Source organism: Paucimonas lemoignei, assembly GCF_004342585.1.
Classification (GTDB): domain Bacteria; phylum Pseudomonadota; class Gammaproteobacteria; order Burkholderiales; family Burkholderiaceae_D; genus Paucimonas; species Paucimonas lemoignei.
Window position 1 is genome coordinate 73,760 of sequence record NZ_SLZQ01000015.1, and the last position, 14,125, is coordinate 87,884.

The window sequence follows — 14,125 nt, forward strand, 5'->3', positions numbered from 1 at the left end:
GGCAGGGCGCTAGGGCGCTTACCTAGCCCTTCGACCATGCCGCCGGCGCAAGGCGGCATTCTGTGCCTGCAGCATGGCATCGACCCGTTCGGAGGCTTCGCGCGCCAGTTCGTGCGCCAGTTCGCCGTCCGGAAAATATTCGGGAATGCGAAAGCTCAGCCACGCATAGGCCGAATACATGCGGCAGGTATCTTCCACTTCCTGCAGGTTTTGCCGCGCCAGATCATGCGGATCGCGCTGCAGCGTGCAAACCTTCCTTTTCGCCAGCGCACGCGCCCAGTTTTCCCAGACATTATGCAGATACGGAATGCGCGACGAAATCGGCACCAGCGATAGCGTGAACTTGTCCGCCACCGAGAGCGCGAGGGTATCGAGCCAGAGCGCGCGCTCGGCCTGCTCCTCGGTGATGCGCGGATAAAAGAATCCGTCGGGCACATCGATATTGTGCACGAAGCGCTTGAACAGGCGTGTCAGGGATTGTTCGCCGGTGACGGAGGCGATGCGGTGCAAATGCTCGATCGATGGCGCCACGGCAAAGCCGGCGGCCGGCACCGGCGGGATTTTTTCCTTCATCAGCGAGCGCATGACGTAATGCGTGTCGTCATCGAAGCCGGCAACGAAGCCTTCCTCATGCACGCCAAAGCGCCCGGCGCGACCGGCAATCTGCCGCGCCAGGGCGATCGGAATCTCTTCTTCATCCACGCCATTGAATTTCACGTAAGTCGTCATGACCACGCGCTCGATCGGCAGGTTCAAGCCCATGGCAATGGCATCGGTGCCGACGACAATATCGGCGGTGCCATCGCGAAAGCGCGCTGCCTGCGCCTGGCGCACTTCCGGCGACAGGTTGCCGTAAATGGTGGCGACGGAAAAGCCATGCTCGGCAATCAGGTCGCGCCACATCAGTACGTCGCGCCGCGAAAAGGCAATCACGGCGTCGCCGCGGCGCAGGTTGCGCATTTTCTTGACGGGGCCGGCTTCCATGGTGAGCGGCGCCTTGCGTTTTAAAACATGCACTTCCAGCGGAATTTCCAGGCGCTCGGCCAACGCTTCGACCGCACGCCGGGCTTCGAGCGAGCCGACCAGATACACCACATGGGCTGGTGCGCCGCACACCGCCGCCGTCCACGCCGCGCCACGGTCGCGGTCGGCCAGCATCTGGATTTCATCGATGACGGCGACTTCGACACGCAGATGCGGGTCGAGCATTTCGACCGTGCTGGCGACATGCGTGGCGCCTTCCTCGATGCGGCGTTCTTCGCCGGTGATGAGATTGACCTTGAGTTCCTTGCCATGCGGCCTGGCCGCGCGCAGCCGTTCGTAATTTTCCAGCGCTAGCAAGCGCAGCGGCGCCAGGTACATGCCGCTCTTGGCCTTGGTCAGCGCTTCCATCGCCTGGTGCGTCTTGCCGGAATTGGTCGGCCCCAGCAGCGCGATGAAGCGGCGCGGCATGCGGCGCGCCACTTCAAAGGACGCGGGGTATTCGGCCAGGTTGATGCTTTCGCGAGTGAGCGCGGCGTGCCGTTCTTCCTGCTGGCGCTCGATGGCGTGAGTCAGGCGCTGTTCGATGCGCTCGAAGACTTGCGGCGCCGGCACCGCAGTCGGCGCATCCGCCAGCGTGCTGAGAAAGGCCCGGGTATCGAGGCCGGCATCTTCGGATTCGGCGGCGATTTTGCCGACGAAGGCCACCACGCTGCGGCGCAGCTCTTCCATGGCATCGGGATGCACGCGTTCCTGGACGAGTTCGAGCTGGCCTTCCGGGCCTAATTTTCTCCACTTGGACGGCTTGGCCAGCACGCCTCGGCTTGGCACCAGCGCATACGGCACACGTAATTCACCCAGTTCCGCGATGCCGGAAAAGCGCACCACCACGGCGCCTTCGAGCTTGAGCAATTCCGCACCCAGACGTTGCGCATACGCTTCCGGGGTATCGGAAGAACCAGCGGGATCATCGGCTGGCGTTGGGTTGATGACAGAAAAGGGAGTCGACATGGTTTTACAAAATAATGAATAGCAAGCGTGACGAGAATTATTGCAGACGCTCATGCTTGGCCGACTGCATTATCCAGCTACTGCAATTAAGTCCCGTATTTTCCTGTTTGGTTCTTTTAAACTTTTGTCAAAAATTACAGCCTTACTAAGGCTATCGCATCGGCGTGGCGTTGGTGGAGTTTGTCCTCTCGCCACAAAACCGCCAATGCGGTAGCGCCGTCATTTTTTCGGGATTCGTATGAGCAAGTTGGGTCCATTCCTTGGCAGTATGGATCTGGAGGCAATACTCGATGCCTCGCCATTCCCCTATGTCATTGTCTCCCCGAGTTTCGTCATTCTGGGTGCGAACGAGGCTTATCTTCGTCTGACCCGCCGCACGCGCGAAGACCTCGTCTCGCGCAACCTGTTCGATGCTTTCCCGGCAGATCCAAACGGCCCCAACAAATCCAATGTCGCCGTACTTACAGCTTCCTTGAATCGTGCCGTGCTGACCAGGCAGCCGGATTATCTCTCCCTGGTGCAGTACAACATCCCGTTTCAGACCGCGCATGGCGTTGAATTCGAGGAACGCTACTGGAGCATCATTCATACGCCCATTCTCAATGCGCAGGGCGAGGTCGGGATGCTGGTGCTAACTCCCATCGACGTCACGGAGCTGGCAAAGAAGCAAATGCAATCGGGCCAGGCAGCGCCCGACAATAGCGATTACCGGATTGCCGGCAGCGTCTTCAGCCAGGCCAAGGCGCTGGAAGAAAATAATCGCATGCTCGACAAGGAACGCGAGCATTTGCTGAATCTGTTCAAGCAGGCGCCGGGATTCGTCGTCGTCGTGCGCGGTCCCTTGCATGTGATCGATATGGTCAATGAAGCCTTTTATCAACTCGTCGGCCATCGCGATATTGTCGGCAAGACGATAAGAACGGCCATGCCCGAGCTGATCGAACAGGGATACGATGGCTTGCTGACGAAGGTCTACCAGGAAGGCGAGGCTTTCGTCGGCAAGCAAATGAAATTCATGATTGAGCAGCATCCGGGAGAAGGCTTGAGCGAGCGTTACGTCGACTTCGTTTGCCAGCCATTCACCGATACCCGCGATGAAACCACCGGCATTTTCATCCAGGGGCATGATGTCACCGAACAAAAGCGCGCGCAGGATGCGCTCGACATCAGCAACGAACGCCTCAAGCTGGCTGTGGAAGGCACGGGCGACGGGATCTGGGATTGGGATTTGCGCTCCGGTGTCGTCGTGTATTCCCGCCGATTCAGGGAAATGTTCGGATATGCGGAACAGGATTTTCCCGACCGGATCGAATCCTGGCTCAGCCGCGTGCACCCGGAAGATTTGCCGCGTGTATGGGCCAACATCAATGCCGCTTCCAGCACCACGCTGCCGGTCAGCGCGGAGTATCGTTTTCAATGCCATGACGGTAACTGGAAATGGGTACGCTCCCGCGGCATCGTCGTGCGGCTCACCGACGATGGCAAGCCATCGCGCATGACGGGCACGATCACCGACATTTCCGAACAAAGAAAATCGGAAGAGCGCATCTGGTATCAGGCCAATTTCGATACGCTCACCGGCTTGCCAAACCGCCGCCTGTTTCGCGACAGGCTGGAGCAGGAGGTCAGAAAAGCCCCGCGTTCCCCGCATACCATCAGCCTGATGTTCATCGACCTGGACCGCTTCAAGGAAGTCAACGACCTCATGGGGCATGATGCCGGCGACCAGTTGCTGGTGCAGGCGGCAAAACGCCTGATCCACTGTGTCCGCGCATCCGATACGGTGGCGCGCTTAGGCGGTGACGAATTCACCGTGATTCTCACCGAGCTGACCGATCTGGCGCATGTCGAAAACGTCGCGCAGAAAATCCTCGAGGCGCTGGCCGAACCTTTCGTTCTCGGCAAGCAGACTGCTTATGTATCGGGCAGCATCGGCATCACGCTGTACGATACCGACGCGTCCACGGTCGAGCAGCTCATCAGCAATGCCGACCAGGCGATGTATGCCGCCAAACATGCCGGCCGCAACCAGTTCCGCTACTTTACGCCGTCGATGCAGGAATTGGCGTATCGGCGCCTGACGCTGGCGCACGACTTGCGCACGGCAATGGCATCAGGCCAGCTGGAAGTCCATTACCAGCCGGTGATTGACCTCGCCACCGGCCAGATCGCCAAGGCCGAGGCATTGCTACGCTGGACTCACCCCACACTCGGGAAAGTGGAGCCCACCCAGTTTATTCCCATCGCCGAGGAAACCGGTTTGATCGATGAAATCGGCGACTGGGTATTCAGGGAAGCGGCGGCATGCGCCAGGCAATGGCAGGACAAACTGGGTAAAACGGTACAGATCAGCATCAATGCCTCGCCGATCCAGATCCGCTCGGTTGAATCCGGCAAGAACTGGCTGCGACACCTTGGGCAGCTCGGTTTGCTTGGCAGCGCCCTCGCCGTTGAAATCACCGAGGGCTTGCTGCTGAATGCCTCGGCGAGCGTGGCCGACAAGCTGTTCGAGTATCGCGATGCCGGCATTCAGGTCGCCCTGGATGACTTCGGCACCGGTTATTCATCGATGCAGTACCTGAAGAAATTCGATATCGATTATCTGAAGATCGACCAATCCTTCATTCGCGATATGGTGACCGATGCCAGCGACCGCACCATCGTCAAGTCGATTATCGTGATGGCGCATGAACTGGGATTGCAGGTGATCGCCGAGGGCATCGAGACACCGGAACAAAAACAATTACTGCAGGACGCGGGCTGCGACTATGCGCAGGGATTCTTGTTTTCCAGGGCGGTTCCGGCGCCAGCCTTCGAGAGCTTGATCGTTCAGCGAACTTCGCTCGCGTGACGGCATCGTACAAGCAGCAAGATTTCGCACGTCCTATAATCGGCGTTCCGGGCGCTGAACAAGAATGAACAACACAGAACAATCCCAACGCATGCTGCTGTGGCTGGTAGCCATTGCCTTTTTCATGCAAACCCTCGACGGCACCATCGTCAATACCGCGCTGCCAGCCATGGCGGTCAGCCTCAATGAAAGTCCCTTGCGCATGCAATCGGTCGTCATTGCGTATTCGCTGACGATGGCCATGCTGATTCCCGCGTCGGGCTGGATCGCCGACCGTTTTGGCACCCGCCATGTATTTCTCGGCGCGCTGCTGGTGTTCAGCTTCGGTTCGCTGTTGTGCGCTTATTCGCCGACGCTGTCGATGCTGACCGCCTCGCGGGCGATACAAGGGGCGGGCGGCGCCATGCTGCTGCCGGTCGGCCGGCTGGCGGTATTGCGCGCCTTCCCGCGCGAGAAGTTCATGCCGGCGATGACCCTGGTCGCCATCCCCGGCTTGATCGGCCCGCTGCTGGGCCCGACCCTGGGCGGCTGGATGGTGGAGTACGCTTCCTGGCACTGGATTTTTTTGATCAACATCCCCATCGGTTTGCTGGGCTGCACTGCGGCGCTCATCCTGATGCCGGATTTCCGCGGCGAGACGATCGAGCGCTTCGACCTTGCCGGCTATCTCCTGCTTGCCGCCAGCATGGTCATGATTTCGCTGGCGCTGGACGGGCTGGGAAGCATGGGCTTTCGCCATGCCGTCGTGCTGATGATGGTCATTGTCGGGCTGATCTGCATCGCTGCTTACTGGCTGCGCGCCGCCCATCATCCGGCACCGCTGTTTTCGCTGGACTTGTTCAAGGTGGGGTCGTTCACTGTCGGCAGTCTGGGCAATTTGTTTGCCCGCATCGGCAATGGCAGCATGCCCTTCATGATTCCCTTGCTATTGCAAGTCAACCTGGGTTATTCCGCTTTCCATGCCGGGCTGATGATGATCCCTGTGGCGATCGGCGGCATGGCGGTCAAGCGCTTCGCCACTCCCCTGGTGCGCCGCGTCGGCTATCGGCGCATGTTGATCGTCAATACCCTGCTGGTCGGCGCATGCATCGGCAGCTTCGCCCTGTTTTCCGAGACGGTGCCGATCTGGTTGCGCATGCTGCAGCTGGGAATATTCGGCGCCATCAATTCGCTGCAATTTTCAGCAATGAATGCCGTCACGCTCAAGGACTTGCCGCCAGCGCTGACCAGCAGCGGCAACAGCCTGCATTCCATGGTGCAGATGCTGTCGATGAGCCTGGGCGTGGCGGCGGCCGGCGGCTTGCTGGCGACCTTTACCGATTTGCTGGCAACGGCGCCCGCTAACTCGACGCCGCTGGCATTTCAGGCGACCTTTGCCTGCATGGGATTCATCACTGCCTGTTCCGCCTGGATTTTCTGGCAGCTGCCGCCGCAAGACGATGGCACGGGACGTGCCGAAGGCGGCGGCGACGCCGAGCTCGCCTGACTGATTGTCAATGCACGTCGCGCGGCAGCGTAGTGGCGCCAGGAAGCGGGCGCCGCTCATGCTCCAGGCGTTCTTCCATCTGCCCCATGTAAGCGGCCATGGTGTTGTTGGAGTCCTGCAGGGCATTGCGCAAGGCTTCATCCATCCGGTCCATTTTCGCCAGCAGCGCGCTATGCATCTCCGCATCGCGTGCCGTGCGTGCATTTAATTCCAATTCAATAAAGCGGCGCAGTTCGGTAAAGCGCGACGCTTCCGCCTGATCGGCCAATGCGCGATGCGCTTGCAGTTCGCGGGCATGGCGGCGCGTTTCCAGCAGGACGGAAGTTTGCAGGGTGACCAGATAAGCCAGGAAGATGGCGCTCACCGCAACCAGCAAGCCGAGCATGACCAAACCGATTGGCGCGGTCACGGAAGTGAATCCGAGCGATAGTGTGGTCGGCTGGTTAAAGGCTGGCCAATTCAATGCCGCAAATACGCCGATTGCAGCCAGGACAAGCAATAGCAAGACGGTGCTGACTCTCATGGCAATCTCCTGAAATGACAATGCATGCATTGCATGTTCTGCCCAAAAAATAGGCAAACGTTGCTATTAAAGACTGTAATCCGGGAGGGGCGTTCAGCTAATTCTTCGAGATATGCATCCGCTTTATTTCTGATATAAGCGGCTTTCGGAAAATTTCTTCCGCACAGAAACTATTTCCAACGAGCAGGGATCACAAAGGCTTTCCGAAGAACATTATTGAGCCCGTTATCCATGCACGTTATTGCTCTTGAACGATCCCAGTCTTACCCATTACAACAATTCAAGTCGCTGGCATTGCCAGGCATTTTCATCTTGTTCGGCTTGATCATGGGCTCGTGGACCGGCCGCATCCCCGCCATCCGCGAAGCATTGCATATGCCGCATTCCGCGCTCTCCATGGTGCTCTTGTGCGGTGGCTTTGGCGCTGTGCTGTCCTACCCGGTGTCATCCTGGATGATGTCGAGATTGGGCGGTCACAAGACCGTTCTGATTTCCGGCCTGGCGTTGCTGGTCGCATTGCTTGGCATTGGCTTTGCGCCCCGCGTCGGCTTGTTGATGGGCGCGGTGTTCCTGATGGGGATTCCCGCCGGTTGCCTGAATGTGGGCATGAATGCCGTCGCGACCAGGGTGGAAAAGCGCACCGGCAAGTCGATCATGGCCAAGTTGCATGCCGGTTGCTGTGCCGGCGGCCTGGGCGGCGCCATGCTGGGCGGGCTGATGGCCACGATGCATGTCGCGCCGGTGCGCCAGTTCATCCTGATGGCGATGCCATTGGCCATGCTGTTTTGCCTGGCTTGTTATCTGCTCAAGGATGAGAGCAAGGATCAGCGAGAATCCGCTGAGGACGAAGCTGGCAGCAACAAGATGTTTGCCCTGCCGCGCGGCCCGCTGGGCTTGCTGGGCGCGCTGGTCTTTCTCGGCGCGATGTCTGAAGGCAGCATCGCTGACTGGAGTGGCGTGTTCTTGAAGGATCACTTCGGCGTGGGAGATGGCATGGCGCCGATGGGCTTTGCCGCCTTCTCCGTCATGATGCTGCTGGCGCGCCTGACCGGCGACCGCCTCAAGAACCGGTACGGCGCCCGCCGCCTGGTCAGCGGAGGCGCGACCCTGGCTGCTGTCGGCATGCTGTTTGCCGTCTCGGTATCGGGCCCGTATCTGGCGCTCGCAGGCTTTGCCGCTGCCGGCTTCGGCCTGGCGCTGCTGTTCCCGTTCGTGTTCAGCGCGGCAGGCACGCAAGGCCCGGTGGCGCTCGCCGGTGTCGCCACCATGGCCTATAGCGGCAGCCTGATGGGGCCGCCGGTGATCGGTGGCCTGGCCCACAGTTTCGGCATGCAGGCGGCGATCGGCTTTATCGGTGCCCTGGCCTCGCTGATCGCCGTGATCGCTGCGCGCGCCAAGTTGCTGAAGTAATCCAGCCCTGGATTCCGTCGCGCCTGGCGGACCAGTACCATGGACAAATGCCGGCCTTGTGCCGGCATTTTTTATTGCGCGCCAAGCGTCTGCAATTGATTATGTCTGCAATGGAGCGCGTGCCGGCCCGTCACTTCGCCGGACGCGGCGTGCCATCGGGAGACTGGGTCACCGCCCGACCATAATTGATCGGATTGGCTTCATCCTGGTCATCCGGACGCCCGGCATTGGGGTCGCCGAACGAGGTGCCTTCCATGACATGCGCGCTTTCATCGATGCCGCCGTCATGATCGAGCGCCTTGGCTTGCCGGTGGGCCTTGGCCTGATGTTGTGTCTCGCAAAAAGTTTGGTAGAAGGCCAGGTCTGTCTGCGACAAGTTATGCGTGCCGCCTTCTTGTTCTACTTGCTGCTGCAAGCGGCGGCATTGTTCGGGCTGGGAAGTCTGCGACGATGGAGTAGTCATGAGTCATTCCTGATAATTGCCAGCAAGATTTGGCGGTGTCTCATTTCAATGAGGCCTCACCTTGTCGTGCTTAACATTGAAAAACTTGATATCCGTTTGGACAAGGTCTTGCCGGGTTTGTTTAACGAAATGACGCCCGGCCTTTAAGTCGAACCTGCAAGGGGTGTTAGCGGGACGCGGCCTGTTTGCCATTTGCCGCTTTGCCCGGCGGCGGCGCTTGCGGTTTTTTCTGCGCTTCGGCCAGGAGGCTGGCGCAGGGGCTTTCCTTATCGGGACCAGGATTGATCAAGGCCAGCAGTGCCGCCAATGGCGACGCCACCGTGCCCAGCACCGTCGCCGCACCGGCTTTCAATGCCACCACGCCCTTGTCGATGCCGACATCGGGCTTTTTGAAAGTGCCGCGCACATACAGCGGCGAACGCAGGGAAATCAGGCGCACGCCCTTGCTATCGGGACGGATCGTCAATCCCATCTCTTCGCTGGCGAGGTTGATCTTGCCATCCACGCCGATGATCGCGTCTTCCGTATCGACGACGAAGGTGCGTGTCTGCACCACGCCATCTTTCACGGCGAAGTCGCTCGCCAGGCAATTCAACTGCACTTGGCGGTCGCCGAATAATTGCGTCACGACGATGCTGCCGATATTCAATCCCATCGCTTCCAGAATGAATTTGCTGACCGTGCCCTGGGTGATGAATGCCTTGAATTCGCCATTGGCGGCGCCGGCCAATTCAGCCAGGGAATTGCCTGCGCTGGTTAATTCGGCATTGGCATGGATTTGACCTAGGCTGGCGCGCATCGATTCAACCTGGGGAAACAGCTTGCTGAGCTTTAAGCCACGCGCTTCGACTTTCATGCGCGCCCTGGCCGGTTCGTGCTTGCCCTCGATCGTCAGCTCCGTGACGAACTTGCCACCGGCCACGCCAAAGTTCAGCGGCGCCAGTGAAAGCGTGCCGTTGTCCAAACGCACCCGCGTCGATAAATCATCGATGGGAATATCCTCGCCCCGCACGATCTTCTTGCCGGTGAACCGGACATCGGCATCGATTTTGTCCCAGCGCTCGGTGCGAAATGGCGCCACCGGCAGCACCTTGTCGGGCGGTTGCTTGGTCTTGTCGCCGCGGGCTTTTTTTTCCTCCGCGCTATCGGTTCCCACCAGGGCGCCGAGGTCTCCCAGGTTCAGATATTTCGACACCACTTCGCCGCGCAATTGCGCACGCGGCTCCTTGCGGATGTATTCCAGGGTGCCGCCGATATCGCTGTCGCCAACCTTGCCGGTGAAGTTTTCATAGCGCAGATGAAAATCGTCGGACGCCAGCGAGCCGACTACGCGGCCCGAAGTCGAGAAGTGCGGCGTATCCGGCAGCACGATGCCGGAAAAGGGAAACAGTTGCGACATGCTGGCGCCACGTATGGTCAGCTTGACGTCGAGCGCGCTGATGCTTCGAGGGTTGGTCAGCGTGCCGCGCGCGGTCAGTTCCGATTTGCCAACTTTGAGGTCAGCTTCCACCGGATACTTGTTGCCTGACTCTTGCAGCGAGAGCAGCGCGCCAGCCTTGCCATTGCCGGAGACTTTATCCTTGTCGAGCGTGCCGCTGATTTTCCATACCACGCTGCCATCGTCGAGCGTATCGATGCGCGTGGTGACGTCGGCCTTGCGTACAGGGTCCACCAGGCGGATCGTGCCCTCGTTCAGATCGAGGTCACGCAACTCGAACTGCCACTGCGACGGTGCTTTTTCTTCCTTGTCCTTGAAGGTCCAATTGTTCTTGCCGTTCTTCCCGATTTCCAGCACCAGATCGGGTTCGGTGAGGATCAGTTTCGACACGCTGACCTTTTTCGCAAACAGCGCCAGCGGGTTCAGGCTGAAATCGACTTGCGGCACGGTCGCCATGGTCTCGCCGGTGGTTGCCCAATCCGGATTACCCAGCACGAGGTCGTGCGCGCGCAAGTGCGGCCACGGCACCAGGCGCCGCCAGCCGACTTCGGTTTGCGCCGGCTTTTGCCAACTGAGAGATAAATCGCCATTGATGGCAAACGAGCGCCCGGTGGCATCGCTGACGCGTTGCGCAATCCAGGGCTTGGCGAAATTCCAGTCAATGACACTGAGCAGCAAAGGAATAACCACCAGCACTGCAGCAATCGCCACCGCGCCGATTACCAGGATTTTTTTTCTTTGCGCCATAGGGGTCAGTGTGATTGACGTAAAGGTTTATTCCTTGGACTGGCGTGGTTGCGCAGGGCCTAAATGATCCGGATTCAAGCCTTTATGATCGGGGTTTACTTGCTCGACAGGCGGATTGTCGAGAGCGGATTTTTCGTCTGCACTGATTTCCTCTTGTCCTTGATGCTGCGCGGCTTTGTCAGCCTGCGGATTACGCGCGGGATCGCTATGCTGTTTAGTGTTCGTCATGTGTTCCCCATCTTCATGTCGACGTGGCTATCAATTCTATAGAGCACCGAAACCGGAGAAAGTTTGCAGGTTTTGCAAGCAAATTGCGATCGACGATAAGAATCAAAGTCGTGTATCAAGTTGGAAAATCATTGGTCAGCAATCGAAGCTCGCCACGCCGCCATTTTTTTATTTCATTGGAGAAGCAGCATGCCTGCCCCTGCCACCGTACAAGGAAGAGCCCTGCGCGGCATCGCTATCTTCGAAGCATTCAAGGGCGTCATGGTGCTCGCCGCCAGCTTCGGCTTATTGAGCCTCCTGCATCATGACGTCAGGCATCTTGCGCATGAATTGATCGCCCATTTGGGCATGAATCCGGACGGGCGCTATCCGACGGTGCTGTTGCATTACGCCGACCTGCTGGAGCGAGCCGATGTACAGGCGCTGGTGCTGCTGGCCGTCGGCTACGTCGTGCTGCGTCTGATCGAGGCGTATGGGCTATGGCATAACCTGGCGTGGGGAGAATGGTGTGGCGCCTTGTCGGGGATGCTGTACATGCCTTTCGAAATTCATCATTTCCTGCACAGGCCATCCGCGATTGGCGCACTGGTGTTTGTCGCGAATGGATTCGTGGTCGGCTTCCTGGTGCTGCAGCTATATCGTCGGCGCGATACCGCGGATGAGGGCGCTAGCACACGCCGATAACGATTTTGTGCGGCCGCAGAACTACTCAATTTAATCCGGCGCTCCATTCCAGTCTTGCTGATTGAAAATGCGGCTGCCTGGAACTTCAATTTACGTTTCTTGTCGGTTATATAAGATCTTTCAAGTTGAAAAGGACTGGCATGGAATGGAATGCAACGCTTGCTTGGCTTAGCCAGACGACGCTCTTGGGCATGTCACTTCTCAACTGGATCATCGCTTCCGGTGTCGCGATCTTCAGCTACATCGTGATGACAACTGCCGTGAGCATCATCGTCAACCGGCTGGATAAGATCAAAGACCGTACCGTCACCCACGTTGACGATTTTATCGTTGATGTATTGGGCGGCACCAGCAAGATCGTGCTGGCCATCGCAGCATTCCTCATCGGTTTCGGCGTGATCGAGCCGCCGCTGCGCTGGGTGGAACAGGCCGACCACCTCTGGTTCCTGGCGCTGAGCCTGCAGATTGGACTCTGGCTTAACCGCGCCATTACGATCACTTCCCGCCACCGCCTGATGCGTAGCGCGGACATGAGCCATATGCGCGCAAGCGCCACCACGACCTTGCTGGTATGGGCCTTGCGGGTATTGCTGTGGTCCATAGTTCTGCTGGCGATGCTCTCGAACCTGGGCGTAAATATCACCGCCTTCGTCGCCAGCCTAGGCGTGGGCGGCATCGCCATTGCGCTGGCGGTGCAGAATATTCTCGGTGACTTGTTTGCCTCTCTGGCGATCGCCATCGACAAGCCCTTCGAAGTGGATGACTTCATCATCATGGGCGACATCTTGGGCAGCGTCGAAGAGGTCGGCCTGAAGACGACGCGGGTACGCAGCCTGAGTGGCGAACAAATCATCCTGTCCAATACCGAGCTGCTGAAAAACACGATCCGCAATTACAAGCGCATGGATGAACGCCGGGTGGAATTCCGTTTCGGCGTCATGTACGGCACGCCCGCCGATCGGGTTGAAGCCATACCGGCAATGGTCAGAAAGATTATTGAAAGCCTGGACAAAACCCGTTTCGACCGCGCCCACTTCAAGGAATTCGGCACCAGCTCCCTGACCTATGAAGTGGTGTATTACGTGCTGTCGCCGGATTTCAACCTGTATATGGATATCCAGCAGAAGATCAATTTGCAATTGATGCGCGAACTGGAATCCCTTGGCGTGAAATTCGCTCTGCCGACGCAAACGGTGTTACTGAGCACCACGCCGTCGCAACAACCGGCATCGAATACCGGGCCGATGATTCCGCAGCCCGCTAAAAACACCCATTATTTCAGCGGCACCTGAGAGGCGGCCGCGCAGCATTTTCAGCCAGCGTGATAACGAAGCATTTGCCAGGTCACCCCCAGCCGCACGTCGGTTTTCAGCGCAACCAACTGTCGTGACAGGTCTAGTTGCGCACGTTCCTTGCGCAGCCGCTCTCCGAGCGGATTCATGAGAATGCCGGCGCCAGCCAGCACCTGCTCCAGGCTGCCATAGCTTTGCAAGAGTTTGGCCGCTGTCTTGAGGCCGACCTTGGAGACGCCAGGAATGTTGTCCGAGGCGTCACCCGCGAGGGCAAGCAAGTCGGGCAAGCGTTCCGGCGGCACGCCGAACTTTTTCTCGACCCAGGCGCGGTCATGCCACTCCTGTTTGAAGTGATCCCAGATCAGGGCGCCATGCGTGATCAGGCTGTGCAAATCTTTATCGGTTGATGCAATGACCGCCTCGCCGCGGTTTTCACCGAGCCAGCGCAGCACGGCGGTGGCAATGACATCCTTGGCGGCGACATCGGGCACCGAAACGGGCTTCAAGCCGAAGGATGCCAATTGTTCGTAGAACTTCGGCAGGCGCTCGCTTAGCTCGGAAGGGAGCGGCGCGTGGTTTTCCCGGTAATGGGAATGGATTTCATGGCGCCAGGTCGAGCCGCCGAAATCGAAGACGCACAGCGCGTGGGTTGGCGCTTGCGTGGTCAGCAGGCGCCGGAACGAAGGCAAGGCATGACGCAGCGCGGCTTCCGCCTTTGCCTGAGGGGCGGTTTCATCGCTGGCTTCGTAGATGCGACGGACGATGTGTAGGGCGTCGATGGCGAGGAGTTTGGGCATGAGTGAGATGGTGTCGGTTAGATTGGTAATGCGAAATGTAACCGATGGTGGCATCTGAGCGATTGCCAATAATGTAATTTTGAACGTTGCTCGAAGAATTTTACTTGGCGCTACTTATGTGTAGTAGTTCTGACTTGATCTGACAGAAAGACCTTGCCAAAGGGTGGGGTTACCCGGTTTGATAGAGGTGCGAATCTTTATCAATCTGCGCTAA

11 protein-coding genes are annotated in these 14,125 nt (G+C 58.6%); 5 read left to right on the top strand and 6 right to left on the bottom strand.

The genetic code is table 11. The annotated features are described in order from the left end of the window. Window positions 1-18 precede the first annotated feature (18 nt). Window positions 19-1,992, bottom strand: coding sequence for a helicase-related protein (locus tag EDC30_RS17305; protein ID WP_132260113.1), 1,974 nt, complete (start codon window positions 1,990-1,992; stop codon window positions 19-21). Between the two features lie 238 nt (window positions 1,993-2,230). On the opposite strand from EDC30_RS17305, the gene EDC30_RS17310 reads away from it, so the two are divergent. Together EDC30_RS17310 and mdtD are read left to right on the top strand one after the other, a co-directional pair. Next, complete coding sequence (locus tag EDC30_RS17310) at window positions 2,231-4,843, top strand: EAL domain-containing protein (protein WP_132260114.1); 2,613 nt, start codon at window positions 2,231-2,233, stop codon at window positions 4,841-4,843. 64 nt (window positions 4,844-4,907) lie between these two features. After that, on the top strand, window positions 4,908-6,329 hold the full coding sequence (gene mdtD / locus EDC30_RS17315; protein WP_132260115.1) for a multidrug transporter subunit MdtD: 1,422 nt from the start codon (window positions 4,908-4,910) through the stop codon (window positions 6,327-6,329). A gap of 7 nt (window positions 6,330-6,336) precedes the next feature. Here the strand turns inward: mdtD and EDC30_RS17320 are convergent, their stop codons facing one another. Then, window positions 6,337-6,852 (bottom strand): LapA family protein, encoded by a 516-nt coding sequence (locus EDC30_RS17320; protein ID WP_132260116.1) that lies wholly within the window; start codon window positions 6,850-6,852, stop codon window positions 6,337-6,339. Between the two features lie 231 nt (window positions 6,853-7,083). On the opposite strand from EDC30_RS17320, the gene EDC30_RS17325 reads away from it, so the two are divergent. Next, window positions 7,084-8,262, top strand: a complete 1,179-nt coding sequence (locus EDC30_RS17325; RefSeq protein WP_243656840.1) for an MFS transporter — start codon at window positions 7,084-7,086, stop codon at window positions 8,260-8,262. A gap of 130 nt (window positions 8,263-8,392) precedes the next feature. Here the strand turns inward: EDC30_RS17325 and EDC30_RS17330 are convergent, their stop codons facing one another. The 3 genes from EDC30_RS17330 to EDC30_RS17340 all read right to left on the bottom strand — a co-directional run bounded on the left by EDC30_RS17330 (window position 8,393) and on the right by EDC30_RS17340 (window position 11,138). Further along, window positions 8,393-8,725, bottom strand: coding sequence for a hypothetical protein (locus EDC30_RS17330; RefSeq protein ID WP_132260117.1), 333 nt, complete (start codon window positions 8,723-8,725; stop codon window positions 8,393-8,395). A 166-nt stretch (window positions 8,726-8,891) separates the two neighbouring features. Continuing rightward, on the bottom strand, window positions 8,892-10,910 hold the full coding sequence (locus EDC30_RS17335) for an AsmA family protein (RefSeq protein ID WP_132260118.1): 2,019 nt from the start codon (window positions 10,908-10,910) through the stop codon (window positions 8,892-8,894). Between the two features lie 27 nt (window positions 10,911-10,937). Next, window positions 10,938-11,138 (bottom strand): hypothetical protein, encoded by a 201-nt coding sequence (locus EDC30_RS17340; protein WP_132260119.1) that lies wholly within the window; start codon window positions 11,136-11,138, stop codon window positions 10,938-10,940. Between the two features lie 189 nt (window positions 11,139-11,327). Here EDC30_RS17340 and EDC30_RS17345 point away from each other — a divergent pair, with 189 nt between their 5' ends. Then, on the top strand, window positions 11,328-11,822 hold the full coding sequence (locus EDC30_RS17345) for a DUF2127 domain-containing protein (RefSeq protein ID WP_132260120.1): 495 nt from the start codon (window positions 11,328-11,330) through the stop codon (window positions 11,820-11,822). 140 nt (window positions 11,823-11,962) lie between these two features. Then, a complete protein-coding gene (locus EDC30_RS17350) occupies window positions 11,963-13,114 on the top strand; it encodes a mechanosensitive ion channel family protein (protein WP_132260121.1) in 1,152 nt (383 codons plus the stop codon). Window positions 13,115-13,134: 20 nt separating this feature from the next. On the opposite strand, the gene EDC30_RS17355 is transcribed toward EDC30_RS17350, so the two are convergent. After that, window positions 13,135-13,911: a 5'-3' exonuclease gene (locus EDC30_RS17355; protein WP_132260122.1), complete on the bottom strand. Its 777-nt coding sequence runs from the start codon at window positions 13,909-13,911 to the stop codon at window positions 13,135-13,137. Window positions 13,912-14,125 lie beyond the last annotated feature (214 nt).

Excerpts from the sequence above, each read along its gene's own strand:
- EDC30_RS17305 (WP_132260113.1), bottom strand. The coding sequence starts at position 1,992 with ATGTCGACTCCCTTTTCTGTCATCAACCCAACGCCAGCCGATGATCCC.
- EDC30_RS17310 (WP_132260114.1), top strand. The coding sequence starts at position 2,231 with ATGAGCAAGTTGGGTCCATTCCTTGGCAGTATGGATCTGGAGGCAATA.
- mdtD (WP_132260115.1), top strand. The coding sequence starts at position 4,908 with ATGAACAACACAGAACAATCCCAACGCATGCTGCTGTGGCTGGTAGCC.
- EDC30_RS17320 (WP_132260116.1), bottom strand. The coding sequence starts at position 6,852 with ATGAGAGTCAGCACCGTCTTGCTATTGCTTGTCCTGGCTGCAATCGGC.
- EDC30_RS17325 (WP_243656840.1), top strand. The coding sequence starts at position 7,084 with ATGCACGTTATTGCTCTTGAACGATCCCAGTCTTACCCATTACAACAA.
- EDC30_RS17330 (WP_132260117.1), bottom strand. The coding sequence starts at position 8,725 with ATGACTACTCCATCGTCGCAGACTTCCCAGCCCGAACAATGCCGCCGC.
- EDC30_RS17335 (WP_132260118.1), bottom strand. The coding sequence starts at position 10,910 with ATGGCGCAAAGAAAAAAAATCCTGGTAATCGGCGCGGTGGCGATTGCT.
- EDC30_RS17340 (WP_132260119.1), bottom strand. The coding sequence starts at position 11,138 with ATGACGAACACTAAACAGCATAGCGATCCCGCGCGTAATCCGCAGGCT.
- EDC30_RS17345 (WP_132260120.1), top strand. The coding sequence starts at position 11,328 with ATGCCTGCCCCTGCCACCGTACAAGGAAGAGCCCTGCGCGGCATCGCT.
- EDC30_RS17350 (WP_132260121.1), top strand. The coding sequence starts at position 11,963 with ATGGAATGGAATGCAACGCTTGCTTGGCTTAGCCAGACGACGCTCTTG.
- EDC30_RS17355 (WP_132260122.1), bottom strand. The coding sequence starts at position 13,911 with ATGCCCAAACTCCTCGCCATCGACGCCCTACACATCGTCCGTCGCATC.